The sequence below is a fragment of the Bradyrhizobium sp. B097 genome, from assembly GCF_038957035.1.
In the GTDB taxonomy this organism is placed as follows: domain Bacteria; phylum Pseudomonadota; class Alphaproteobacteria; order Rhizobiales; family Xanthobacteraceae; genus Bradyrhizobium.
In genome coordinates this window covers 372,389-398,104 of record NZ_CP152412.1, presented here as the reverse complement: position 1 = coordinate 398,104, position 25,716 = coordinate 372,389, and the positions used below count along the sequence as shown (strand labels likewise).

Below are 25,716 nucleotides of genomic sequence, written 5' to 3'. Positions count from 1 at the left end.
CTCAGCGCTCCGCGAAGCGCTTTCGCTTCTCAGCGAATGCGGCGACGGCCTCGCGGCGCTCGGGTAGCGCGAAGGTCAGCATCTCCAGCGCGGCCGAGGTGTCGAGCACCAGATGCGCATACTGCTTGATGATCTTGTTGACGCTGTACTTCGTCCAGATGATCGACTCCCGAGGGCCGCTTGCAAGCATCTCCGCGTATTCGATCGCCGCGTCCTTGACGTCCCTGCCCGAAATGACCTCGTTGATCATGCCCATGGCGGCGGCCTTCTCGGCGGAGATGAACTCTCCCGTCATCAGGTAGTGCTTGGCGCGTACCGGCCCCATCAGCAGCGGCCAGATCACCGCACCGCCATCACCCGCAACCACGCCCGCCGTCACATGCGTATCGGCAAATCGCGCGGTCGGACTCGCGAAGATGACATCGCAGAACAGGGCAAGCGTCGCCCCGAGCCCGACGGCAACACCGTTGACCGCCGCCACGATCGGCACCTCGACCTCGAGCATATTGCGGACCAGATGGCGTCCGCTCCTGGTCGGCGACGGCAGCGGGCCTTTGTCGAGCGACTTCTGGTCGCCGCCCGAGCAGAAGCCACGCCCTGCGCCGGTCAAGACGATTGCGCGAACGTCGTTGTCGTGATCCAGGTCGACGAAGAGCCGCTCCAGCTCCTCGTGCATGTCCCAATTGATGGCGTTCAGGCTCTCCGGCCGGTTCATCGTGACTACGGCAACGCCGCTGGAGCGCTTCTCGACGATCAGATACTTGTAGCTATGCTGTGACATTGCTGGTTCCGTTCCGTTTCTCTGTGAATTCACCTTTGAGGCCGCATGGCCCGGATTTGCGCGAGAATGTCTTCCGTGGGCCGCACGACGTTGTTCTTGTCGTTGAAGTGCGGAATGATGTAACGGCCGCACATTTCGATCGCTTCCATGATCTTCTCGTGGCTGACCGAGTCGAGATGCAGCAGCACTTCGTCGATGCCCAGCTCCTGGAACTTCTCAATCTGGCGAATAACGGTGTCGGGACTCCCGCAAACCGTTGTCGCTGAATGGTTGAGTAGATAGTCCCAGTCTCTTCCGGCGCGCTCCATGGCCGGAACGCTCTCGCTCATGTACGCATAGTCATCCGCGAGCTTCGCCAGGCGGGGATACGCGTCGGTGGAGATCCTCGCGTAGTGCATCAGCGGCTCGGCGTAGTCGTCCTTCGCCTTCTGGTCCGTCGGACCAATGCCGAAGAACAGCGGAAGGCCGACGCGCGGACGCTCGAGCGGACCCTGCTCGTCGCGCTTCCAGGCGCGTCGATAGGTATCGAGAAGCCCTTGCTGAACGTCCCACCCCTGGTAGATCGAGGCGCTCATCAGGGCGAGGCCCTCGGATCCCGCCCAGGCGTGACTGCGCTCGCTCGTCGCGGCGATGCCGATGACCGGATGCGGCTTCTGCAGGGGCTTTGGCACGAGCATCCGCGGCGGAATCTGGTAGTACTTCCCCTCGAAGGTGAAGATATCCTCGCGCATCGATTTCTTCAGAAGCGCGATCCCCTCTTCCATCTGGGCAAGCGTTTCGCTGGGATCGACGTTGAAGGCACGCATTGCGATGGTCGTGTTGGCGCGGCCGGCGTAGAACTCCATGCGGCCATGCGACAGAATATCGGTAACGGCCAGCCGCTCCGCCGAGCGCAAGGCGTGATTGATCTTCTGCGGCATCAGGGTCACCGCAGACCGCAGCTTCACGCGCGAGGTTACCGCGGCGAGATAGCCGTAGACCACTTCCGGAGCGGAGCTCGAGATGCCGCCGAGCGCGACGTGCTGCTCGGACAGCGCGACGCAGTCGAACCCCATCTTTTCCGCGAGGCGCACCTCGTCAACCAGTTCGTGCAGTCGCCGCGCATAGCTCTGCCCGACCTGGGTTTCCTGCTCCGACCAGAACCCGAACGAAAGTGCCATCTTCTAAAGTCCTCAGGGAAATTCGAGATGGCAGAGGATTTCATAGGCACGGCGACATTTTCGTCCGAATGCTGGTGGCGGCCGCGCATCCTTCCAAATTTTGTGCTGCAGGCAGGCGGATCACATCCTGTCTGCAATCAACACCACCGCTGGCAGTTTCCCGCGCCAGGCGCCGCGTAAGAGGCCGGCGTCGCCTCATCTGGCAAACGAGGTCGCCAGAAGATCCGCGATCGCCTCGAGGCATTGAGCACCGATCTCGACGGTCGATCCATGAGGATCGCCAATGATCCCGTTGTGCGTGATCGACTTGATCCCATTCTTCCACATGGACTGAAGCTGCTGTTCAGACAGCGCGCCTAGGTACCCCACTTCGAATCGGTCCAGCCGCACGCTATCGGGGCGGAGCCACATCATGAGCGACGTCTCCGCGATATCGGCGTGCCCGCCAACTGCGTTGGGATCACCCCCGGCATCGCTGACGGCGCTTCGCCACCTGTCGACCCAGGCAATTGCGTCGCAGAACGCATCGATCTCAACGTCGGGCGCAACCGCACGCCTCAATCGAGGAAGCATGTCGCGCAGGACGGGAAAGTTTCCGATGTGCCCGGAGAACAGCAGGATCCGCTTGAAGCCGTGCTGGGCAAGACTTGTGCAGTAATCGAGGCAGATCGATTCGAAGGTTTCCGGTCGAAGCGAGATCGTACCGGGGAAGACAAGATGGTGGGCCGAACAGCCGACCTTGATCGTCGGGGCGATCAGGGCATCGCCGAGATGCCGTGCCACTTTGGCCGCGAGGGCGTCAGCATGGTCGGCATCCATGCAAAGCGGAAGATGCGGCCCATGCTGCTCGACAGCGCCGCACGGTATCATGACGGTCGAACGTCCCTGCGCCAGAGCAGCCGATACGTCCTCGAAGCTCATCAGCTCCAAGCGGATTTCTTCAAGGGGTGGCAGTACGGCCATTCAAGCCTTCTTTGAATTCTTCGACAGGAAACGGGCGCGCGCGTCTGCCGAGCTATCCCCGGTCAAATAGGCGCCGAGATCCTCGATCGTCATCGCCTCAAGCGAAGCGTCATCCATTTGTCCCGTCAAGTTCAACGAGCGCTTGATCGCGGCGAATAGTTTCGGTTCCTTCCCGCGAAGATGCCTGCATACCTCCACGGCACGGTCCATCACATCAGCGGTGGTTGTGACCTCGCTGATCGCTCCGATTTCGAGCGCCTTCCGGGCGTCGACCAAGTCGCCCCAGTAAAGCAATGCCTGTGCTTCCCGAAGCCCCAGTTTCCGCACGGCTTGCCGCATTCCCTTGGCCGCCGGCAGGAGACCGTGGTTGATCTCGGGAAACCCGATCATGCAGGCGTGATCTGCGACGACGTAATCGGCGTGAAGCAGGAATTCCAGGGCGCCTCCGACCGCATAGCCACGGACGGCACAAACGAGCGGGCCCGGATAGCTCTCCATCTCGCACAACAGCGCGTGGAAGTCCCGCATGCGAGGTCTGGATATCTCGAGGCCGGCGACTTCCTTGATATCGCCACCCGCACTGAAGAAGCGATCGCCTCCGCCGGTCAAGACGATACCTGGCGGTGACACTTCAGCGGACAGCGCACGAATCGTGTCCAACAAGCGCTTGACCAGTCCGTTGTTCAAGGCATTCGCCGGCGGCCGGTTCATGGTCATCGTAACCATGTCGAGGTCGCGCTCGACGCGAAGGGTGTCGTCGTTCTGCATAGGGTCAACCTATGCGACGCACCCCCGAATCGGTTGCCATACAACGCATCCGCATCGGCGAGCGTCGACACAAATCGCCACCGCAGCGCTGGATCGCAGCATTTTCTGCTTCATACGCTCCGTGTTCCTCGCCAGTCGGATCAATGCCGCAGCCGCGAAACGCCACTACGTTCCAAGATAAGCGCGCTGCATCTCGGAATTGCTCAGCAGTTCGTCGCTCGGTCCGTGCAGCACGATCGAGCCGTTCTCCAGGACATAGCCACGATTGCTCAACGCAAGGGATTTGGCGACGTTCTGCTCGACCAGCAACACCGTGATCCCCTGCTCGTGCAGCGATTTCACCACGCCAAACATCACGTCCGTCAAGGCCGGCGACAGCCCGATGGACGGCTCGTCGAACATGACGATTTCAGGCTTCGACATGATCGCGCGCCCGATCGCCAGCATCTGCTGCTCGCCACCGGATAGCGTCCCGGCCAATTGCCGCCTGCGCTCTCGAAGCCGCTCAAACAATTGATAGACGCATTCAAGCGCTTCAAGTCGGCCTGCTTTCGCACGTTTCAGGGAACCACCCAGGAGCAGATTTTCCTCGACGGAAAGGCTCCCGAAAATCTGCCGGCCTTCGGCGACCTGCGCAATGCCGCGTTCGCAGACCTCCCATGGCGGCATCCCGGTGATATCGACGCCATTCAGTTTCACCACGCCGGCGGAAGATGGCACGATGCCCGAGATCGATCTGATCAGCGAGGTCTTTCCCGCACCGTTCGCACCGACGACGCAGATCAGCTCGCCCTTGCGGATCCGCAAGGAAACACCGTTCAGGGCGTTCGATCCGTCATAGGCGACGGAAAGGCCGTCGATCGATAAGAGCGCCTCGTCAGGCATGGAAGCCCGCTCCCAGATAGCTCTCGAGGACCATCGGATCTGCGACCACCTCTTCAGGGCGTCCTTCGGCGATCTTGGCGCCGTGATGAAGGACGACGATACGCGACGCGACCTCCATCACGATCCGCATGACGTGCTCGACGAGCAGGATCGTCAGTCCGCCCTCGGCAAGTTTCCGCAGCACGCGGACAACGCCCGCGGCTTCGGTGGGGCGGAGGCCCGCCATGACCTCGTCCAGCAGCAGTAGCCTAGGTCGCGTGGATAGCGCCTTGGCGGTTTCCAGCATTTTGCGATCCGGCAGCGTCAGTTGGTCGGTCCTCGCATCGGCCTTGCCGGCCAGTCCAACGCTTTCAAGGGATTCGTACGCCTTCGATCTGGCTTCGTCGACGCTCCTGGTCCAGCTGAAGGCTCCGACCATGGCGTTCTCGAGCACCGACATGTCGCGCATCGGCCGCACGATCTGGAATGTCCGCGCGATGCCCATCCTGCAAACAAGCTCAGGCGGTGCATGCTCGATCGGGTGTCCCTCGAAGACCACCTGCCCACAGGTCGGCCGCATGGCGCCCGCGACGAGATTGAAGCATGTCGTCTTTCCTGCCCCGTTCGGCCCGATCAGTGCGGTGATACGTCCGGCTTCCAACGCGAAGCTGACATTGTTCACCGCGACCAAGCCGCCGAACGATTTGGAGAGATTCTTCACCTCGAGCAAGACAGTCATTCCTCGGCCTTTCTCGGTTGCGGCAGCCACAGCCGGGACGGCATCTGGATTGCCTTGCAGAGCCGCACAATCGCCGGCCAGATGCCGTCGGGCAGGAACCAGACGACCAGCACCAGCACGAAACCGTACGCGATACTGTTCAGTCCCGGGATCCGAAGATTGTCGCCGAGAGCACTCATCAGATGGTTCAGGGGAATAGCTGCGAGCGAGCCGACCAGCGGACCAAACGTCGTGCCCAACCCGCCGACCACGGGCCCGATCAGGACGTCGACGGAGAGCCCCATGCCCATGATCGAATCCGGGAATATCGATCCCTGCACCAGCGCCAGAATTCCACCACCCACGGCCGCAGTCGCAGCCGAGATCGCAATCACGAGGATCTTGTGCCGGAATGCGCGGACACCGAGCGCGCGCGCGGCCTGTTCATCGTCCCTCATCGCTCGCCAGACATATCCGAAGTACGATCGCGAGATCATTTCGGTTCCAACGATCCCCAATGCCGCCAGAGCAAGAGCTATGAAGTAGTAGAAGCGCGCGTCACCCCGGAGCATCGAGATGTCGATTGCACCCGTCGGCGCGGGAAAGAACAGCCCCTGCATGGCGCCAACAAACTCCCAGCCACCGAACATGATCCGGGCGAATTCGGCCGCGGCAATCGTCAGCAGGGCGAAATAGATTCCACGCACTTCAAACCGGAAGCTCAACCACGCCAGCACCGCGCCGGCAGACCCGGCAATGACCATTCCGAGCAAAAGGCCGATCCACGGAGAGACGCCGTACTTGACGTCGAGGACGGCCACCGAATAGGCGCCCAGACCGACAAAGAGGGCATGACCGATCGACAGTTGCCCGCCGATCCCCAGCATCAAATTCCAGGATTGCCCAAGGAACGTGAACAGCAACACGATCGTCAGCAACGAGATGAGGTACGGGCTTGCCAGCGCGCCGACCAAGGCAAGGACAACAAGGACCGATCCCCCGGCGAGCCACCGCTTCATTTCGGTCCCGCCATCAAGTCTCTTTTGCACCAAAAAACCCTCTCGGACGGAAAATCAGGACGAGGATCAGGAGCGCATAGGGAAGCGCCGTCTTCATCGACGGAGCGAACATCAACGCAGCAATCGCTTCGGCGACGCCAATCATCAGGCCACCCAGCAGCGCTCCACTGAAACTACCGAGACCACCGACGATGACTGTCACGAAAGCCAGCAGGGTAAAGTCGACCGCGAGATATGGCTGGGCGTCGAACAAGGGAGATATCAATGCGCCGGCAACGCCCGCGCAGGCCGCTCCGATACCAAACGTCACCGCATAGATCCGAGGAATGTTCAGCCCGACGACAAGGCCGCCCAAGCGGTTGTCCGCGGCCGCGCGCAAGGACCGGCCGAACGATGAAAACTTCAGATACACGCCTAACAGCGTGATGAGCAGGCCTGCGGTTGCCGCCGCTTGAAGTCTCGCCAGATCCAGCGTCACGAAGCCGAGCGACACGGTGTGAAACGAGAGCTGTGATGCGGTCGGGCGCGGATCCGGCCCGAATGCCACCAGCAGAGTGCCGCTGAAGAGCAGCGACAGACCGATGAAGACGATGAATTGATAGTGATGCGGCCGGCCGACGAACCGCTTGACGATCATTGTCTCCAGAAAATATCCAAAGATGAACATCACGACCGCTGCGATCGCTGCCGCGACGATGATCGGCACGTCCCAAAGGCGGACGGCCCAATAACCGATGTAGACGCCGAACACGACCATCTCACCGTGTGCGAAGTTGACGACGCGCATGACGCCAAAAATGATCGTCAGGCCGAGCGCCACGAGCCCGTAGACGAGACCGAGCAGAATGCCGCTCGCGAGAACATTGAGCCAGAGTGACAGCATCGGTGGTCACTAGCGCTTGGGCACGGTGAATTCACCCTTCACATAGACAAGGGGTTCGCGATCGGCGTTTGTCGCCTGCGCGACCACCTCGCCGACGAAGATCGTATGACTGCCGGCATCGTATGAACCGGACACCCGGCAATCAAAGCTGCAGATCGCCTCGACGAGACTCGGCGCTCCCGTCGCGAGCTCGCGCCACAAGCCTTCGCTGAACCGTATGTCGCCCTTGCTGCCGTCCTGGCCTGCGAATTTCTGCGCCAACGCAGCGTGATCCGCCGTGAGGATGTTCCAGCAGAATGATCCGCTCTGCTTGATCGTATCGTGGGCGCCGGCCGACTTGTTGACGCAGACGAGCACGCTCGATGGCTCGGTCGACACCGAGCAGCCGGCCGTCAATGTCAAACCGTGCCTGCCCGGCCGCGCGCCTGTCGTGACGATAGACACGGCACCCGGCACGTTGCGCATGGCGCTACGGAAGTCCGTGCTGCTGAACACCGGGATTTCATGACTGGGCATGGGCGACACTCGGAAGTTCATCATGATGGATTGCTCCGATACATAGAGACCAAGCTCTCCAGAGAGCTGATTCGCCGGCCTATACGAGTGCGGCTTGAAAGAGCTGGATCGTATTGTTTTCCGGGTCCCTGAAATCAGCGACCCGGCCGTGCGCGCCCATGTCACGGACCTCGCCAAGCGCCTGCGCGCCCTGCGCCTGCGCGCGCTTCAGAGCCCCTTCCAGATCATCCACCTCGAACACGAGGACGGCATTCCGGGACGGCACGGAGACGGATTCGGCTGGGCTTGCGATGCAAAGGGCGGCTTTCTCGCCTGCGAATTGAATCCACTTTCCGCCGTCAGCGAAGCGGATCGGCAATCCGAGCGCCTCGTAAAACCCGGCCAGCGCTTCGGGCTTCGCGGCGGTGAGGTAGGCCTGCTTGAGCTTCATGTGTCACTCCCGATTCCGAGCGCCCCGTTGATCTGCGATTTCTCCGCAGACTTCGGCTGTCCTGCGATCGTGGCGCGGCGGCCCCGGCATGAATGCTCAAACTGTTCACCTCCCGCATGATCAATCGGCATCTTATGCTGCCGCATCCGGCCTTTGACGTCATTCCTCATCGGCCGCGGGTCGGCGATCGCGTGCTCCGGATACCCGAAGCCGACCACGACGTCCCTGCCGACTCCGCGGCGCCGGATAGGCGGCCAGTCCGAAGGGGATTGACGGTTTTTCGATATAAGTCGTCATTTCGTCGAAATTCTACAACCGCGGCTGCGGTTAGCATTCGCGTCATCGAGATGTCACCACGCGAGATAACGCGCGGCACCGGGCCTCGATACAACGACCATTCGCCCATGGGAGAACGACATGACAACGACGGCTCTCGACAGGATCGACATCAAGATTTTGAATGAGCTCCAGCAGAACGCCAGTCTGACCAATGTCGAGCTTGCTTCCCGCGTCAACCTTTCGCCGTCGCCGTGCCTTGTCCGAGTTCGTACGCTCGAGAAGCTCGGCGTGATCGATCGACGGATCGCCGTACTCGATCCGGCAGTCCTCGGCATCGGCGTCACCGCCTTCATCCAGGTTAAGCTTGAGAAGCAGGTTCAGCTATCACTTGAGAACTTCACGCGCTCAATCGATCGCCTGAGCCAGGTGATGGAGTGTTACCTGATGACGGGAGACAGTGATTACCTTCTCCGCGTGATGGTGTCCGACATCGCGGCTCTCGAAGACCTCATCGTAAACAAGCTCTCGCGCATACAAGGCGTTACCAGCATCCGTTCAAATCTGGCATTGAAGCGGATTTCTCACAAGACGGTGCTTCCGATCGACTCGAACCAGCCCGTTCAGATCAAGTCGTCTCATTCAAGCTCCCGACGCATCGACCGATCGGCCAAGCCGCAACACGACGCTAGGTCTCAGCCGAGGTTTGACGGCAGCATGGGCATCGAGACTTCGCGCGCGCTTGATCACAATACGGCGGGTCTCTAGCGCCCGACGTGCCCTCGACGCCATGCTGACCACCCGCCGGATTCCCGACACCTCGTCGACAATGCCAGGGTCCGCCGCCTGGCCATTTTCGCGGGTCGTAGGAAATCGCGCGAGATCGTAATCTGGCGCGCAAAATCGAGCGGTGGCGGAGAGAGTGGGATTCGAACCCACGGTACGGTTTCCCGCACACACGCTTTCCAAGCGTGCGCCTTAAGCCACTCGGCCATCTCTCCGGGAGGCCTCTCTTGAAGGGCTGAGGCGGATTTTGCAAGGGGCGCGCGGCTGGAGCGTGAAATTTCCCCAATGGATTGAAAATATTAGGTAAATTGGCGGCGATATCAGCTGCGCCCGGCGGCCTCGCGTGCCGTGGCGCGCGATTTTGGCCGCTGGCCGGTCAAAGACCCGCGCAAATCAGGCCATGCAATCGATCGGCCGATCCTCCTCACGCCCAGGTGCGCAATTGCATACCCGACGCGTGCGGCTTTACCCCCGAGCTTTCTACCTTTGCCCGGGGCCCATGGGTGCGATCCGCGCCCAGCTTTCCCTGTGCCCTCTCTTCAAGAGAGGGCGAAGCAAGATGCAAAACTCGGACAGATCATGTCGCGAGAACGCGAATGCATGGCCTGCCGACCGTGCCACAACTTCGGTGTCGTCCCTGCGAAAGCAGGGACCCATATGTGGACGGCCCCCGTGGCACAAGAGCGTTCTGGACTTGGTCGGATCGCTGTCATCCATATGTCCGGCCTGTTTGATGCGATGGTGTTGATCGCTGGGCCAAGATGGTTTCCGCGACGCGAGTGCCAAACAACCTGGCGACCTTGTGAAGGCCAATGGGTCCCGCGGCTTGTCTCGCGTTCTGGATCGATCGATCATTCCATCTGCTCTTGCAGCTCCGGTTCGTCCGGCGAGCGCTGCGTCCGGCCGGCCAAACTGTTAGGTGACAGCGCTCATGCGTGCGGCATCATAGCTCTCGCCCGTCGCCATCAGCTTCCAGGCAATGCGGGCCACCTTGTTGGCGAGCGCTACGGCCGCAAGCTTCGGCGGCTTGCGCCTGAGCAACGCCACCAGCCAGCGCGAGGGGTGGCCGCGCCCGAGCCTTGCCTGCCGGATCACCGCGGTCGCCCCGGCCACGAGCAGGCGACGCAGGGTCTCGTCGCCGGCGCGGGTGATCTTGCCGAGCCTGGTTTTGCCGGCGGTGGAATGGTCCTTGGGCGTCAGGCCGAGCCAGGCCGCGAACAAGCGGCCGGAGCGGAAGGCGTGCGGGTCCGGCGTCTTCATCACAAGCGAGGTTGCGATGATCGGACCGACCGAGGGGATCTGGGCCAGACGACGGCTCGTGGCGTTGGCCCGGTGCCAGGCCAGCAGCCTGGCCTCGACCGCCTTCAGCTCACCCTGCAACTGCGCATAGTCACGGCCCTGCATGGCGAACAGCTCGCGCGCCATAGCGGGAACGCTCTCGTCCTGCGTGATCCGGGCCAACAGCGGCTCGATCTTGTCCAACCCCTTCGGCGCGATCAGGCCAAACTCCGCCGCGTAGCCGCGGATCGCATTGCTGAGCTGGGTACGGCGGCCGATCAGCCCGTCGCGGACACCCGCAAGCATCAGCGCGGCCTGCTGTTCGGCGCTCTTCACCGGCACAAACCGCATCCGCGGTCGGCCCATCGCTTCGCACACCCCATCCGCATCTCGCCCGTCGTTCTTGTTCCGCAGCACATAAGGCTTCACCAACTGCGGAGCTATCAGCTTCACCTCATGGCCAAGCTTGCCAAGCTCGCGCGCCCAGTAATGGGCCGCGCCGCAGGCCTCCATCCCGATCACCGTCGGCGGAAGCTTGGCAAGAAACTCAAGCACCTGCTTGCGCGACAGCTTCTTGCGCAACACCGGCTGTTCCGCTGCATCAACTCCATGCAGCACAAAAATATGCTTCGACGTATCCATGCCTATACGGATAATCTCTCTCACGGACGGCTCCCTTGTCTGAGATTTGCAACAACCTCATTCTGGCACACTGATGCCGTAGGGGGCCGTCCACCCCATCAACCACAGACGGTTCTCATTGAAGGATGGTGGAACGACGAGTCCCGTTCACTACACAGGCCGCGGAGTATGGGTCCCTGCTTACGCAGGGACGACGCGCGGAATAAGCCGCGGCCTCTCGGCTCAAGTACAGCCGCCTCTGGAATACTGGATCACCCGCATGCGCGGGTGATGACGCCGAGAGACTGTTTGACGTTTTGAATCGGAAGACAACGATGCACGACGATGGGCATGCGCTGGCGTGCCCATCCTGCTATGCGATGCGACTAGTGATATCGCGCGGCAAGATCCGCCGTGCGGCGCGGCCACAGGGTTGGTGGCTCCGGCAGCGCCGCGGCACCCGCATTGTGCGTATCCTGCAGCGCCTCGATGAAATCGGCGAACCATTGCTGGATGGTGCCGCTGTTGAGCTTCTCCATCATGGCTTCCCAGCGCATCCGCCGCTCGGTCAGCGGCATCGCGAGCGCTATCGCCAGGGTGCGTGCCATGCCGTCGATGTCATGCGGATTGACCAGCAACGCGGCGTCGAGCTCGTTCGCGGCACCGGCGAATTTCGACAGCACCAGCACGCCGGGGTCGGCCGGATTCTGGGCCGCGACATATTCCTTGGCGACAAGGTTCATGCCGTCCTGCAGCGGCGTCACCACGCCGACCTGCGCGGTGCGGTAGAGCCCTGCGAGCACGCCCTGGCCAAAACCCTTGTTGAGGTAGCGGATCGGCGTCCAATCGACCTCGCCATGCACGCCGTTGACGTCGGTGACGAGCTTCGCCACCTCGCTCGCGAGATTGCCGTAGGCCTCGATCGCACCGCGCGACGGCGTTGCGATCTGCAGCAGCGACACCGATCGCTTCAGCGTCGGGTGTAGCGTCCACATCTTGTCGAACGCCTTGATGCGGTTGACAAGGCCCTTGGAATAATCGAGCCGGTCGACGCCGATCGCGAGCTTCTCGCCATTGAGGCTGCGCCGCAGCCGCGTCACGTCGGGATGCATCATCGCCTTGGTCGCCTGCTGCGCGAACTTCCCGGGATCGATCCCGATCGGAAACACCGCAGCGCGGGTGTGGCCGAACGACGAATTGATGACGCCGTCGCGCACCGCGAAATCGAGATCGTTCTGCACGTAGCTCAGGAAGTTCTCGCAATCCTCATCAGTCTGGAAGCCGATCAGATCATAGGACAGCATCGCCTCGATCAGCTCGCGATGATTGGGCACGCCAGCGATCACGGCCCGCGCCGGCCACGGCGTGTGCAGGAAGAAGCCGATCGGCTGCGTGACGCCGAGATCGCGCAGCTCGGCGCCGAGCGCGAGGAAATGATAGTCCTGGATCCAGAACACGGAATCGGGCTTGCGGAAGCGCAACAACGCGCGCGCCATGAACGCGTTCACTTCGCGATAGCTCTTGTAGTCTTCGTGCGACGCACGGATCAGATCCGCGCGCGAATGCATCGCGGGCCACAGCGCCGAATTGGCAAAGCCTTCGTAGTAGCCGCCATAGTGCGCGGCCGGCAGATCGAGCATCGCCAGCGCGCCGGCGCCGAGAGCTTCGACCTCTGCGAAAGGTTCCTTGTGGTTCCCGTCGCGAACACGTCCGCTGGAACCAACCCATATTGCCCCTGTCTTTTCCACCACCGGCAACAATGCCGCAGCCAGCCCCCCCGTCATGGGTTCATTGGGTTTTCCGCGCGAGACGCGGTTCGATACGACGACGAGGTTCACCCGGTCCCCTCCTGTTGGTCAACTCGCGTATTAACAACCATTCATCAAGATGGTTCCTGATCAAGGAATCTCCCAATTGAAACCAAATTCTGACAAACGCGCATGGAACTCGCGGGAACTCGCGAAAAGAAAAATTCACGCCAAACGTGCGCCACGACGCAAAACGACCGCATTCGATTCAAGCGTGCGATGCAGATGATTTGGTTAGGACAGGTTAACGTCCCTATCGTCATCGAGCAGCTGCGCGAGGAATGTGCGCACATCGCTCGGCCCGTCGAAATGTCCGGCGACGCCAGTCGCACGACGTCCGACGGAGAATGCGAGACCGTTGAAGTCAGGCATGATCGCGAACACGGTCTCGTCGGTGACGTCGTCGCCGATGAAGAACGGGCGGCGTCCCTTGAAGGGCTCATGCGTCATCAGCTCGCGCACGCCGGTCGCCTTGGTGAAGCCCGAATGCTTGATCTCGCAGACGCTCTTGCCCGGCAGCACCTCGATCGGCGCATTCGGCAACTCGGCGCGGATCAGCGAGACCGCCTCATAGATCGCCCTCTCCGCCTGCGGCGCTAGCCGATAGTGCAGCGCCAGTGAATAGCCCTTGTCCTCGAGCAGAATGCCAGGGCTCAGCTTGGCGATCGCCGCGAGGCGGCGTTTCAATTCCTTGTCCAGCGGCGGCGCGTGCGCGGCGACCGCCTCGCTGTCCGGCTGCAGCCGCATCTCGGCGCCATGGCCGCCGACCGCGGGAAACTGCTCCGGCGCGAAGATCAGATCGATATCGTTGAGCGAACGGCCGCTGACCAGCGCCAGCGCGCCGCCCGTGCGCTCATGCAATTGCTTCAGCGTGGTCGCGAGCTCCGGCGGCACCCAGACCTCGCGCGGCGTCGGCGCGAAATCGAGCAAGGTGCCGTCGATGTCGAGCAGCACCGCGGTGCGATCCAGCGGCGGAATCAGCGATGCCGGCGCCGGCACGCTGCCGGTCCTAGCGTTGGGGGTGATGTCGTCATCCAGAGGCATTTCGGCCAATTCATGCTTCGTCATAGTCTACTCCACAAATGCCAGTGGCCGCGCGACGGATTCGAGCGGTTTTCGCTCGGCCGCGACGGCATAGCGCCATGCGACGGCTGCGGCGACCATCATGAGTGCCGACCCCAACAGGTAGCCGGCGAACACGCTGTTGCGCGATCCGGTGTCGATCAGCACGCCGAACAGCGCCGGTCCGATCACGCCGCCGATGCCGGTGCCGACAGCATAGAAGACGGCGATCGCGAGCGCGCGGACCTCGAGCGGAAACGTCTCGCTAACGGTGAGATAGGCGGCGCTCGCGGCCGGCGAGGCGAAGAAGAAGATCACCATCCAGGCGATGGTCTGGGTCTGCGCGCTGAGCACGCCGATCGAGAACAGATAGCCGGACAGCGCCAGCAGCACGCCCGAGATGCCATAGGTCAGCGCGATCATGGTGCGGCGGCCAAGCGTGTCGAACAGGCGGCCGAGCAGCAGCGGCCCGAGGAAATTGCCGGCGGCGAACGGCAGGATGTACCAGCCGACATTGCTGGCGGCGATGCCGAAGAAATCGGTCAGGATCAGCGCGAAGGTGAAGAAGATCGCATTGTAAAAGAATGCCTGCGCGGCCATCAGCGTGAGCCCGACCAGCGAACGCTGCCGGTAGGTGGAGAACAACGTCACCGCGACCTCGCGTAGCGGCGTGTGATCGCGCATCCGGAGCTTGATCTTCGCGAAGCCTTCGCCCGGCTGTTCCTGACCGAGCACGGAAGTTTCAATCTCGGCCACGATCCTGTGGGCCTCTTCGGGGCGTCCATGGATCATCAGCCAGCGCGGGCTTTCCGGAATCCACATCCGCATCAACAGCACGACGAGACCGAGCACCGCGCCGGTGAAATAGGCGATCCGCCAGCCGTGATCCGGCGCAAGCAACGCGGGATCGAGCAGGACGATCGCGCTCACCGCACCAATCGCGGCGCCGATCCAGAAGCTGCCGTTGATGACGAGATCGGTCCAGCCGCGATAGCGCGCCGGGACCAGCTCCTGGATGGTCGAATTGATCGCGGTGTATTCGCCGCCGATGCCGGCGCCGGTGAGAAAGCGAAACAGCGCGTAGCTCGCGACATTCCACGACAGCGCGGTCGCAGCCGTCGCCGAGAGATAGAGCGCAAGGGTGATGAAGAACAGCTTCTTGCGGCCGATCCGGTCGGTGAGCCAGCCGAAGCCGAGCGCGCCGAGCACGGCGCCGGCGAGATAGGCGCTGCTGGCAAGCCCGACATCGGCGTTGGAAAAGCTCATCGTCGGGCTCTCCTTCAGCGCGCCCGACAGCGCACCGGCGAGCGTCACTTCGAGCCCGTCGAGAATCCAGGTGATACCGAGCGCCAGCACGACGCGGGTGTGGAAGCCACTCCAGCTGAGATTGTCGAGCCGAAGCGGGATCGAGGTCTCGATGATGCGGTCGTCATTTGGCGTGACTGGCGCCGCCGCCTCGTGCGTCGTCGCAGAGCTCAACTGTGTCCGCTGCAATGTCATCAGAATGGACCAATGAGAAACGCCCCGGAACGGTGTGTTCCAAGGCTCGCTTTCCCAGGATTGCGGCAAACGGAGTGCCCGCCACGCGATGTCAACGCCGCAGGCGGGCAACGGTTCCCGCAGTGCGGGAGAGCGAGGAAAATCGCCGTATCGCTGATAACGGTTCGAAAGCAATTGATCCCGTCGTCCCGGCGCAGGCCGGGACCCATACGCCGCGGCCATCGGAAAGGGCAAGCGGCGAGTTATCCGTACGCCAACGAGCGGCGGTGGTTATGGGTCCCGGCCTGCGCCGGGACGACGATAATGGATAGACCAGCGCGCCCCTTACGCCGCGCGGATGTTCGCCATGAAGCGGTCGAGCTCCTCGCGCAGCCGCGAGCTCTCGACAGACAGCGAGCGGGCCGAGTTCAGCACTTCTTCAGAGGCGACTCCGGTCTCGGTGGCGCCGCGGTTGACCTGGGTGACGCTGGAAGCGGCTTCCTGGGTGCCCTGCGCGACGTTCTGCACGCTGCGTGCGATCTCCTGCGTTGCCGCGCTCTGCTGCTCGACCGAGCTCGCGATGTTGGTCGCGATCCCGGAGATCTGCCCGATCGTGCCGCCGATCTCCTTGATCGCGGCGACCGATTCCTGCGTCGCGGCCTGCATGCCCGAGATGTGCGTCGAAATCTCGTCGGTGGCTCTCGCCGTCTGGCTCGCCAGCGACTTCACCTCGGCGGCGACCACCGCGAAGCCGCGGCCGGCATCGCCGGCGCGCGCAGCCTCGATGGTGGCGTTCAGCGCCAAGAGGTTGGTCTGCTCGGCGATCGCCGTGATCAGCTTGACCACGTCGCCGATCTCTTGCGCGGCGCGCGAGAGCTTGCCGATCCGCGCGTCGGTCTGCTCGGCCTGACGCACGGCGGAATCGGCGATCTGGCTGGATTCCTTGGCGCGCCGGCCGATCTCGTCGACCGACGCCGACAGCTCCTCGGTCGCGGAGGCTACCGACTGCATGTTGCTGGAGGCCTCCTCGGAGGCGCCGGCGACCTGGCTCGACAGGTTCTGCGTGGTCTCCGCAGTGCGGGTCAGCGTCCCGGCTGCGGATTCGAGCTGCACGGCGGAAGCCGATACATTGGAGACGATCGAGCCGACGGCGGATTCGAATTCATCGGCGAAACGAATCAGCTCGGTGCGCCGCGCGGCAGCGCTCGCCTTGTTCTGGGCTTCCTGGGTCGCGGCATCGCGCTCGGCCTTGGCGACCGCCTGGACCTTGAACTCTTCGACGGCGCCGGCCATCTCGCCGAGCTCGTCGCGACGGCCGAGGCCCGGCAGCACCACGTCGAAATTGCCGGCAGCAAGCTCGCGCATCGCCGCACACATCGCCGCGATCGGGCGCGAAATGCCCTTGCCGAGCAGGAATGCCCACACCAACCCGAGCACGAAGCTGCCCGCGGCAAGCATCAGGATCAGCTGCTCGGTTTCGCCGATCATCGAGTGCGATTCGTTCTCGAGCCGCTTCTGGTCGGCGAGCAGGTCGGACTTCATCGCCGCCGCACCCTGGCTGATGGCGGCCGCGGATTCCGTCATCTCGACGGTCAATTCGTCAATCGACTTCGCGTTCGCGATCAGCTTGGCCAACGCCTCGCGGTACTCTTCAAGCAACCCGGTGATGTCCTTCACGGCCTGGGCGATCCGCTCGTTCTTCGAGACGATCCCCTTCACGAGATTGTCGGCGAATTTCAGCCGGGCGAGCGCGCTGGTGGCAACGGTCTTGTCGCCGTTGACGACGAACGTGTTGACGGCGCCGGTGATCGACTGCAGCTGGTCGGCGACCTTCTTGGCGCCGAACTGAATCGACTGCAGCTCGGAATCGTCGGCATTGCTCGGCAGATCGTCGAGCTTGTAGCGCATCGAGGTCGCACTGCGGACCAGTCTGTTCTGCGCGGTCTGGGCGCTCTCGTCCTTGATGCGGACGATCTCGGCAAAGATCTTGGTGAAGGCGCGGAATTCGCGCTCCAGCTTGGTGACCTGCTCGAGTCGGGCCGGATTACTGGTGCCCTTCATCGACGCCACGATGGCGTCCTTCAGGCTGGCCTCCGCGGCGAGCGCGGCCTTGGCGTCGTCCTCCTTGCCGGTGGCGACGTAGTAGCGCGCCAGCGAACGGTAGGAGATCAATTCGCGATCGATGTTGCGCGCGAGGTCGGCTTCCGCGACGCTCTGGCGGTAGGAGCCGACACCGGCGGAGACCCGCTCGAAGCCCATATAGGCAAAGCCCATGGTGGCCGCCGACAGCGCCAGCGTGACGGCAAAGCCGAGCATGATCTTGGCTTGAAATCTGAGGGTTGGGAACCTGATCGACAGCGATCGCTTGAGTCCCGGCATTCCAACCCCCGTCTTCATTCTGAAAACCACGCGGGGTCCGGCAGCAACCCGCCCCAGCCCCCGGAGGGCAAAACTAAGGCAGAATCAATAAGGCCCGGTAAATGGGCAACAGGTCGGCCAATTCGGCGCGCTACTACCTTGGTCGGGCTCGGGGGGTGGGCAAGGTGATTGACGCGCGGGTCCGGCCCGATAGTTTAGAACCGATCAAACCTGTCCCTGCCCGGGCCGGGAGAACACATCGGGAGGTGTCCCATGTCATCGCGTCGAGCGGCGCCATTGGCGCTTGCGGCGAGCGCAGCTGCCGGCAAAGTCGCCCGGCCCATGACATTTCCCCTCACGACCTAGAACCGGCAGGCCTGACCGCAACCAGATCGCGGCATGGCCCGTATGCCCTTACGACCCGCGCTGTCACGATAGGCCGCGCCAAGAAAAGCAAAAAATTCTGGTCAGGGAGAACGCCTTTGGCGAAGCAGAACGGCAGCACCGCCGACAGCATTGTCGTGGTGCAGGCAAAGACCGACGGGCCGCGGCAAGCAGCCGACGAGATCGCGCGCCAATTGGCGGCGGTTGATCTCGCCATGCTCGTGGTGTTCGTGTCGCCGTTCTATGACCCGAAGGAATTCATTGCCGAGCTGTCGCGGCAGATGCCCGACATTCCGATCTTCGGCTGCACCACGGCCGGCGAACTCTCGCCCGGCGGCTGGGACGAGGACAGCGTCGTCGCGATGGGCTTCAACGCCGCTGATTTCGTCATCGCGGCCCGGCCGCTGTTCGATCTAGCGACGTTCCGGGTCGATCACGGCCGCTCGATGTGCACGGAGTTGCAGAACGAATTCGCGCAACGCACCGAGCATTGCGATCACACTGAGGATTCCTTCGGGCTGCTCTTCATCGATGGCATGTGCCAGCGTGAGGAAACCATCATGTCGGCGATCTACGCATCGCTCGGCGACATCCCGGTGGTCGGCGGCTCCGCCGGCGACGGCCTGCGCTTCGAGAAGTCGTGGGTCTTCCACGGCGGCGAGGCCCATACCGACGCGGCCGTCCTGATCCTGATCCGGACCCGGCTGCCGTTCCGCACCTTCAAGTGCGACCATTTCGAGCCGACCTCGACCAAGATGGTGGTGACCGAGGCCGACATCGAGCACCGCATCGTCAAGGAATTGAATGCCGAGCCCGCCGCGCTGGAATATTCGCGCGCCGTCGGCCTCAGCGACAGCAAGCTCGAGCTGTTCTCGTTCGCCGCGCATCCGGTCCTGGTCCGCGTCGGCGGTGCCTATTACGCGCGGTCGATCCAGCGGACCAATCCCGACGGGTCGCTGCAGTTCTTCTGCGCCATCGACGAGGGCATGGTACTGACGGTGGCGCGCGAGCGCGACCCGATCGACGTGACAAGCCGCCTGCTCCAGGAGTTGACCGAGGAGCTCGGCGAGGTCTCGATGTTCATCGGTTTCGAATGCGTGCTGCGCCGGCTCGATGTCGAGCAACGCCAGCTGTCGCGGGAGATGTCGGAGCTCTACCGCCGCAACAAAGTGATTGGCTTTCAGACCTATGGCGAGCAGTATCGCTCCATGCATGTCAACCAGACGCTGACCGGCATCGCCATCGGCAAGCGGGCTGTCGCGCCGCAATGACCGACAGCAAGACCACGCGCATTGCGGCCCTCGAACGCGAAGCCGAGAAGCTCCGCAAGATCAACGCGGCGCTGATGTCGCGGGTCGAACGTTCGACCGACCAGCAGCTCAACGCCTTTTCCCTGTTCGAGACCGCGATTGCGCTGGATCAGCAGGTGCGCGACCGCACCCAGCAGCTCAAGCAGGCGCTGCAATCGCTGGAGAAAACCAACGGACGCCTGCTGCAGGCCAAACAGCAGGCCGAGGCGGCAAGCTCGCTGAAATCATCGGTGCTGGTTTCGGTGACGCACGACCTGTTACAGCCGCTCAATGCGGCGCGGCTGACACTATCCGCGCTGGCCGAGATGGCCAACGAGCCCAAGAGCGTCGCGCTGGCCGACCAGATCGACCGTTCGCTGGCGACGCTGGAAGACATGTTGCGGACGCTGCTCGACATCTCGAAGCTCGATGCCGGCGTGCTCAGGCCCGAATTCGGTCCGGTCGCAATCGCCTCGCTGTTCGAGCAGCTCGAGCAGGAATTCGTGGCGACCGCCGCCAAGCGCAACCTCGGCTTCAAGATCATGCCGTCGTCGGCGGTGGTTCGCTCCGATCCGCTGATGCTGCGCCGGATCCTGCAAAACCTTGTGGCCAATGCGCTGCGCTACACCCAGCGCGGCACCGTGCTGATGGGATGCCGCCTCAAGGGCGACGACATCTGCATCGAGGTGCATGACACCGGGCCGGGCATCCCGGAAGCCCAGCGCGAAGCCATCTTCGTCGAGTTTCAGCGCGGCGACGCCGGCGCCGGCGACAAGGCGGGCATCGGGCTTGGCCTTTCGATCGTGCGCCGGTTTGCCGATTTGCTTGGCCACAACATCAGGCTGAGTTCGCGCGCCGGCAAGGGCTCGGTGTTCTCGGTCACCGTGCCCCGCACCTTCGATCCGGTTGCGATCCCCGTGCGCGAACAAGCCAGCGTCGACTATCGCTATGGCGGCATGGAAGGCGCGAAGATCCTGCTAATCGAGAACGACCTTTCGAGCGCCGAGGGCCTCGCCCATCTGCTGGAGAAATGGGGCTGCGACGTCGCCGTGACGATCTCCAAGACCGAGGCGCTCGAGCGCATCCACGCGCTGGACGGCATCCCCGATGCCATCATCGCCGACCTGCACCTCGACAATGGCGAGACCGGCATCCAGGCTGTCGACGTGATCCGCGGCGAAATCAACGCCAAGGTTCCGGCGATCATCGTGACCGCCGACTACTCGGCCAAGGCCGCCTCCGACGTGTCGGCCTTCGGCCACGAATTGCTGAAGAAACCGATCAAGCCCGCCGAGATGCGCTCGCTGCTGTCGTTCCTGCTGGCGGCGGAGCAGTCGAGCGCGCGGTTATGATCAGAGCGTTTTCGAGCGAAGTGGATACCGGTTCGCGTGAAGAAAACGCGTCAAGATAAGAACCTAGAGCCCCGTTCCGATTCCATCGGAACGGGACTCTAGTCGCTATGCGGCGGCGCGGCCGTCACCGGCGCGTGGTCGTGCTTGCCGAAATCCAGTTTCGACAGCGCGATGATGGCCTCGGTCCGGCTGCGCACGCCGAGCTTCCGCAGGATCTCGGAGACGTGCACCTTCACGGTGGTGACCGAGATGTCGAGCTGATAGGCGATGTGCTTGTTCTGCAGGCCGCGGCAGATCATGTCGAGCACGCGAAGCTGCTGTGCGGTGAACTGGCCGAGCTGCTGCACCAGTTGCTTGGTGTCGGCCTGGCCCTTCTTTGCGGCAGCCGAATCCCGAAAACGGGTCGGCAGGCACACCTCGCCTTCGAGAATGCCGCGCAGCAGGCGCGCCAGCTCGAGCTTCGGCGTCGACTTCGGAATGAATCCGGAAATGCCGAGCGAGATGGCGCCGCCGATGATCCGGGAATCGTCATGCGCCGACACGATCACGAGCGCGCTCCGCGGCGCGGCCGCACGCACCCGGTAGGCGCCGAGCAGGCCCGTGGTTCCCGGCATCGACAGATCGAGCAGGATCAGATCGAGGCCGTCGCGCGCGGCGATCACGTCGAGCGCGCCATCGATCGAGGTCGCCTGCAGCACCTCGGCGTCGGGAAACTCGGCCCCGATCACACCGATCAAGGCGGCACGGAACAGCGGGTGATCCTCGACGATCAGCAGTCGAGGCGCACCCGCTCTATCGACCGGCGGCTCGTCCGCCAGGGGTGCGGTCGTGGTCAATGCTGCGCCGTCCTCCCTCGGATGCTCATGACAGCCATTGTGCGCACGACGTTATCTCAAAGCCGATCGTCAGCCTATAGGCGGATAGTCAATGCGCCCGCCTCGCAGTGCAGCAAGCTTAAGGTGCCTTCTCTGCCTTCGCTCCCGCGCAGGCGTCAGGAACCGGAAGCGGGATCTTGCCGAGCTCGATGATCGCCTTGTTGCGGCTGAACAGCTTCAGCTTGCGCAGGATCTCGGTCACATGCGCCTTCACGGTGGATTCCGCGAGCTTGAGCTCGGAGGCGATTTCGCGGTTCTGCAGACCTCGGATGATCAAGTGCAGCACGCGAATTTGCTGCGGCGTCAGCTTCTGGATCCGCTCGCGCAGCGTCCGCGCCGTCTCGGACTGATCCAGCGCACCGACGGCAACGAAATCCCGCGGCGCCGAGACCGATCCACTCAGCACGCGCGCGATCGCCTGCGACAGCTCGCCGAGCGAGGTCGATTTCGGCAGATAGCCGACCGCGCCCATTTCCAGCGCCTCGCGGATCGTATGCTTATCCTCCTCGCTCGAGACGATGGCGATCGGCAGCCGCGGATAACGATCCCTGATCTTCTGGAAGCCGGAGAAGCCGACCACGTCGGGCAGCAACAGATCGAGCAGCGCGAGGTCGATATTCGGCTCGCTGGCGAGGATGCCAAGGGCCCCCTTGATCGAGGTGGCCTCATAGATCCGGGCATCGGGATGCGAGATGCGGATGGCGTTGCCAAGCGCCTCCCCAAATAGAGGGTGATCGTCGATGATCAGGAACCCCATCATGAGGACCCTCGCACTGCTCGAGCCGCTTCCGTTCCGATTGAATCGGAACGGGGCACTCGATTCATGTTCTGACGCGTTTTCTTCACGCGAACCGGTATCCACTTCGCTCGAAAACGCTTCTATTGCAGATCGCAGCAGTTAGTTCGACCCGCCGGGATCCTGCACACTCTGCAGATAGGCATATACGTTTCTGAGCTCGTCGTCGCTGAAGACGTCCTTCCAGGCCGGCATGCCCTTGGCCGGCCGCCCGTCATGGACCGTCTTCCAGTATGTCTGTTCCATCTCGTCAGCATAGCGCTTCCTGAGCAGCCTGAGATCGATCTTTCGCTCGGCCTGCACCGCGTCCGGACCGTGGCAATGGGCGCAGGTGCCATTGAAGACCTCCCGCCCCGCGGTGGCGTCTCCCTTGGCGTCGCCTTTGGCATCCCCGGAGGTTGCGGCCGTCTGGACCGGTTTGTCGGCCGAAGCCGCCTGCCCGACCGTGACGGGTTCGCCGGCTCCGACGGACGACGTCGTCGCCCGGTCTGCCTCGCCGAACTTCACCGGAGCGCCGTTCGGCACGCCATATTTGGCAAACAGGGCGGAAATCTCCGGCTGCAGCGACGGCAGCACGCCGTCGACCTCATCGCGCAGCCCGCCGGACGCCTTGGCGAAGCCGATCGCGGTCGCCCAGAGCAGGCCGTCGCCCTCGGTCGAGACGATCTGGTACTTGTCGCCGTAGCTGGTCTTGTTGAGCCACCCCGCCACAGGCGCCCAGATGAAGGCGATGTCGACCTTGCCCTGTTCGAGGGCCGCCATGCCCTCCTCCGGGCTCAGCACGGTGACTTTCTGGATATCGTCACGCAGCGCCAGCAGGTTCTGCGGCGTCGATTGATATTGCACCGCAACCCGCAATCCCCTGAGGTTGTCGATGCCGGCGAGCTTGCGATCCTTGCTGCCGACCAGCGCATAGCCTTCATGGGCGATCGGCTTCGAGAAGATCACCGCCGGGCCCATGAAATCGTCGACCAGCGGCAGGCCGACCATGGCGTCGCACTGCTTGCTGAGCAGCGTTTCCCGCACGGTGCGCTTGCCGAAATACGACTTGTACCAGTTGGTGCTCACCGTGCGGCCGAGCTTTTGCGCCACCGCCTGGCCGATCTCGAGATAGAGGCCGGGCTTGCCCGGTTGGTCGCTCGAGAACGGCAGGTTGGTCGGGTCGGCGCAAAGCCGCAGCGGCGGTTTTGTCTCGTCGGCGCCGGCCGCCAGGGCCGGCACCATAAGCAGGGCGGAGAGCAGCACGGTCCGGATTGCATGTTCCAACCGCGTGTTGCGCGAGGGGGTGCGCAGTTCGTTTCGGGCGATGCAGGACACGGACAATGCTGCCTCCTTGACGATCGTTATTGCAGGGCGAACACGAACAGCGAGCCGCCTTCAGGCGCCGCGGCGACCATCTTCTTGCCGATGTCACCGAGGAAGGCCGGCAGCGCCGCGGTGCGGCCGACCACGATCGCGACATACTGCTTGCCGTCGACCGAATAGGTCACTGGACCCGCGCCGATGCCGCTGCCGAGGTTCTTGCTCCACAGCACTTTGCCGTTCTTGGCATCGATGGCGCGGAAGTCGCCGTGCAGATTGCCGGAGAACACCAAATTGCCGCCCGTCGTCAGGGTGCCGCCGTTGAAGGGCAGATCTTCCTTGATGCTCCACACCTTCTTGTTGGCGACCGGATCCCAGGCCACCAGCTCGCCGAGGAAGCCGCCGGGGCCTTCCTTGGTCGGGAATTCGGCGCCGAGATAGAACACGCCGCGCTTGTAGTTCACATCAGAGACCGACCAATCCATGCAGACATTGTTGGTCGGGATATAGACCAGGCCGGTCTGCGGGTTGAACGACATCGGCTGCCAGTTCTTGCCGCCGATCAGGTTCGGGCAGATGTCCTTGGCGGGATGGCCGGGGCCCGGACGCTTGTCCGGATCCTCTTCCGCCCGCATCGTATTGATGTCCCACTTCTTGGCCCAGTTGGCGAAGACGTACTTCTCGGCCGAGATCATCTTGCCGGTCTCGCGGTTGGCCACGAAGAAGAAGCCGTTGCGGTCCGCCTTCATCAGAACCGGCGTCTCGCTGCCCTTGATCTTGAGGTCGGCGAGCAGCAGCTCGTTGACGCCGTCATAATCCCAGGCGTCGGCCGGCGTGCCCTGGATGTGCCACTTGATCTTGCCGGTGTTGGGATCGATCGCCAGCGTCGAGGCCGTGTAGAGGTTGGTCAGCTTGCCGAAATTGCCGTCGCCGGTGGAGCGCACGCCGGTATTCCACGGTCCCGGATTGCTGGTACCCCAGTAGACGGTGTCGGACTTGGCGTCGTAGGAGCCGACCAGCCAGGCGGCGCCGCCGCCGTGCAGCCCGGTGTCGCCCTTCCAGGTGTCGCTGCCGGGCTCGCCCGGCGCCGGCACCGTGAAGGTCTGCCAGAGCAGCTTGCCGTCCTTGAGATTGAAGGCCTGCAACGAGCCGCGGACGCCATATTCGCCGCCGCCGAAGCCGGTGATCACCTTGTCGCGGACGATCAGCGGCGGCGAGGTGATCACCGAGCCCTGCTTGTAGTCGACCACGGTCGAGGTCCAGAGCTCCTTGCCGGTCTCGGCATCGAGCGCGGTCAGCTTGCCGTCGAGGCGGCCGACGAAGATCTTGCCGTCGGCATAGGACACGCCGCGATTATTCACGTCGCAGCAGGCGTATTGCAGCACGTCATCCGGAATATCCGGCTGCCAGGTCCATTTGCGCGCGCCGGTCGCGGCATCGACCGCGTAGACGTATTTCGGCCCCCACGACGTCGACACGTACAGCGTCTTGCCGATCACCAGCGGCGACGACTCGTTGGAGCGCAGCGAGGCCAGCGACAGCGAGTAAACCAGCTGCAGCTTGCCGGCATTCTCGGAATTGATCTGCTTCAGAGGGCTGAAGCGCGTATTCCCGTAGTCGTGGCCGGCGATCGCCCATCCGTTCGGATCGGACGCCGCCTTCACCACTGAATCATTGGCTTCCGACGCGCCAATGCTTGCCATCACCATGGCGACCAGCGACACACCGGCAAAGAAAATCCCGCTCCTCAGCTTCATTGGCTTCCTCCAATATGGTTTCGTTGCCGCGATGGATGCATCGCGCGCGCGGATCGATACCCAATTTCATGAACCAGCGATCTTGTGTCGCTGCGTCGGCGATGAAAATGACAGCAACGCTTTTGCGTCGTTATAGGCGGAAGGTAGTAGCGACCGCGGCGGCGATTTTCGGCGCGCCGTAGCACCATCCG

General features: G+C 63.1%; 22 protein-coding genes and 1 tRNA gene. 3 read left to right on the top strand and 20 right to left on the bottom strand.

Annotated elements, in window-relative coordinates; all coding sequences use genetic code 11:
* Position 1: 1 nt before the first annotated feature.
* The 10 genes from AAFG07_RS01880 to AAFG07_RS01835 form a co-directional block, all read right to left on the bottom strand.
* Complete coding sequence (locus tag AAFG07_RS01880) at positions 2 to 781, bottom strand: enoyl-CoA hydratase-related protein (protein ID WP_342725756.1); 780 nt, start codon at positions 779 to 781, stop codon at positions 2 to 4.
* Between the two features lie 29 nt (positions 782 to 810).
* Positions 811 to 1,941, bottom strand: coding sequence for an LLM class flavin-dependent oxidoreductase (locus AAFG07_RS01875; protein ID WP_342725755.1), 1,131 nt, complete (start codon positions 1,939 to 1,941; stop codon positions 811 to 813).
* Positions 1,942 to 2,136: 195 nt separating this feature from the next.
* Positions 2,137 to 2,904, bottom strand: a complete 768-nt coding sequence (locus AAFG07_RS01870; RefSeq protein WP_342725754.1) for a creatininase family protein — start codon at positions 2,902 to 2,904, stop codon at positions 2,137 to 2,139.
* Positions 2,905 to 3,672, bottom strand: a complete 768-nt coding sequence (locus AAFG07_RS01865) for an enoyl-CoA hydratase/isomerase family protein (RefSeq protein WP_342725753.1) — start codon at positions 3,670 to 3,672, stop codon at positions 2,905 to 2,907.
* Positions 3,673 to 3,837: 165 nt separating this feature from the next.
* Positions 3,838 to 4,557: an ABC transporter ATP-binding protein gene (locus AAFG07_RS01860; protein WP_342725752.1), complete on the bottom strand. Its 720-nt coding sequence runs from the start codon at positions 4,555 to 4,557 to the stop codon at positions 3,838 to 3,840.
* Positions 4,550 to 5,275, bottom strand: a complete 726-nt coding sequence (locus AAFG07_RS01855) for an ABC transporter ATP-binding protein (protein WP_342729428.1) — start codon at positions 5,273 to 5,275, stop codon at positions 4,550 to 4,552. Before AAFG07_RS01855 ends, AAFG07_RS01860 begins: the two co-directional genes overlap by 8 nt.
* The gene (locus AAFG07_RS01850; protein ID WP_342725751.1) at positions 5,272 to 6,273 is read right to left on the bottom strand and encodes a branched-chain amino acid ABC transporter permease; all 1,002 of its coding nucleotides are present in this window, start codon (positions 6,271 to 6,273) and stop codon (positions 5,272 to 5,274) included. Before AAFG07_RS01850 ends, AAFG07_RS01855 begins: the two co-directional genes overlap by 4 nt.
* A 13-nt stretch (positions 6,274 to 6,286) precedes the next feature.
* A complete protein-coding gene (locus AAFG07_RS01845; protein ID WP_342725750.1) occupies positions 6,287 to 7,156 on the bottom strand; it encodes a branched-chain amino acid ABC transporter permease in 870 nt (289 codons plus the stop codon).
* A gap of 9 nt (positions 7,157 to 7,165) precedes the next feature.
* Positions 7,166 to 7,672, bottom strand: coding sequence for a flavin reductase family protein (locus AAFG07_RS01840; protein WP_342725749.1), 507 nt, complete (start codon positions 7,670 to 7,672; stop codon positions 7,166 to 7,168).
* 79 nt (positions 7,673 to 7,751) lie between these two features.
* Positions 7,752 to 8,102 (bottom strand): VOC family protein, encoded by a 351-nt coding sequence (locus AAFG07_RS01835; protein ID WP_342725748.1) that lies wholly within the window; start codon positions 8,100 to 8,102, stop codon positions 7,752 to 7,754.
* Between the two features lie 417 nt (positions 8,103 to 8,519).
* On the opposite strand from AAFG07_RS01835, the gene AAFG07_RS01830 reads away from it, so the two are divergent.
* A complete protein-coding gene (locus AAFG07_RS01830) occupies positions 8,520 to 9,146 on the top strand; it encodes an Lrp/AsnC family transcriptional regulator (RefSeq protein ID WP_342725747.1) in 627 nt (208 codons plus the stop codon).
* Positions 9,147 to 9,289: 143 nt separating this feature from the next.
* Here AAFG07_RS01830 and AAFG07_RS01825 read toward each other — a convergent pair.
* The 6 genes from AAFG07_RS01825 to AAFG07_RS01800 form a co-directional block, all read right to left on the bottom strand.
* Positions 9,290 to 9,379 (bottom strand) — tRNA-Ser (locus tag AAFG07_RS01825).
* Between the two features lie 700 nt (positions 9,380 to 10,079).
* Positions 10,080 to 11,108 (bottom strand): IS110 family transposase, encoded by a 1,029-nt coding sequence (locus tag AAFG07_RS01820; RefSeq protein ID WP_342724746.1) that lies wholly within the window; start codon positions 11,106 to 11,108, stop codon positions 10,080 to 10,082.
* A gap of 341 nt (positions 11,109 to 11,449) precedes the next feature.
* The gene (locus tag AAFG07_RS01815; protein WP_342725746.1) at positions 11,450 to 12,901 is read right to left on the bottom strand and encodes a trehalose-6-phosphate synthase; all 1,452 of its coding nucleotides are present in this window, start codon (positions 12,899 to 12,901) and stop codon (positions 11,450 to 11,452) included.
* Between the two features lie 204 nt (positions 12,902 to 13,105).
* The gene (gene otsB, locus AAFG07_RS01810; RefSeq protein ID WP_342729427.1) at positions 13,106 to 13,915 is read right to left on the bottom strand and encodes a trehalose-phosphatase; all 810 of its coding nucleotides are present in this window, start codon (positions 13,913 to 13,915) and stop codon (positions 13,106 to 13,108) included.
* A 27-nt stretch (positions 13,916 to 13,942) separates the two neighbouring features.
* The gene (locus AAFG07_RS01805; protein WP_342725745.1) at positions 13,943 to 15,412 is read right to left on the bottom strand and encodes an MFS transporter; all 1,470 of its coding nucleotides are present in this window, start codon (positions 15,410 to 15,412) and stop codon (positions 13,943 to 13,945) included.
* A gap of 345 nt (positions 15,413 to 15,757) precedes the next feature.
* Complete coding sequence (locus tag AAFG07_RS01800; protein ID WP_342725744.1) at positions 15,758 to 17,791, bottom strand: methyl-accepting chemotaxis protein; 2,034 nt, start codon at positions 17,789 to 17,791, stop codon at positions 15,758 to 15,760.
* 461 nt (positions 17,792 to 18,252) lie between these two features.
* Here AAFG07_RS01800 and AAFG07_RS01795 point away from each other — a divergent pair, with 461 nt between their 5' ends.
* Positions 18,253 to 19,425: an FIST N-terminal domain-containing protein gene (locus tag AAFG07_RS01795; protein WP_342725743.1), complete on the top strand. Its 1,173-nt coding sequence runs from the start codon at positions 18,253 to 18,255 to the stop codon at positions 19,423 to 19,425.
* On the top strand, positions 19,422 to 20,795 hold the full coding sequence (locus AAFG07_RS01790) for a hybrid sensor histidine kinase/response regulator (RefSeq protein ID WP_342725742.1): 1,374 nt from the start codon (positions 19,422 to 19,424) through the stop codon (positions 20,793 to 20,795). Before AAFG07_RS01795 ends, AAFG07_RS01790 begins: the two co-directional genes overlap by 4 nt.
* 98 nt (positions 20,796 to 20,893) lie before the next feature.
* Here AAFG07_RS01790 and AAFG07_RS01785 read toward each other — a convergent pair whose 3' ends face one another.
* From AAFG07_RS01785 to AAFG07_RS01770, 4 genes are all read right to left on the bottom strand, one after another.
* Positions 20,894 to 21,631 carry a response regulator transcription factor gene (locus tag AAFG07_RS01785; protein WP_342725741.1) on the bottom strand — a complete coding sequence of 246 codons (738 nt, stop codon included), beginning with the start codon at positions 21,629 to 21,631 and terminating at the stop codon, positions 20,894 to 20,896.
* Positions 21,632 to 21,749: 118 nt separating this feature from the next.
* Positions 21,750 to 22,430 carry a response regulator transcription factor gene (locus AAFG07_RS01780; RefSeq protein WP_092121932.1) on the bottom strand — a complete coding sequence of 227 codons (681 nt, stop codon included), beginning with the start codon at positions 22,428 to 22,430 and terminating at the stop codon, positions 21,750 to 21,752.
* A gap of 138 nt (positions 22,431 to 22,568) precedes the next feature.
* Positions 22,569 to 23,783: a transporter substrate-binding domain-containing protein gene (locus tag AAFG07_RS01775; protein ID WP_342729426.1), complete on the bottom strand. Its 1,215-nt coding sequence runs from the start codon at positions 23,781 to 23,783 to the stop codon at positions 22,569 to 22,571.
* A gap of 26 nt (positions 23,784 to 23,809) precedes the next feature.
* A complete protein-coding gene (locus AAFG07_RS01770) occupies positions 23,810 to 25,525 on the bottom strand; it encodes a PQQ-dependent dehydrogenase, methanol/ethanol family (protein WP_342725740.1) in 1,716 nt (571 codons plus the stop codon).
* Between the last annotated feature and the right edge of the window lie 191 nt (positions 25,526 to 25,716).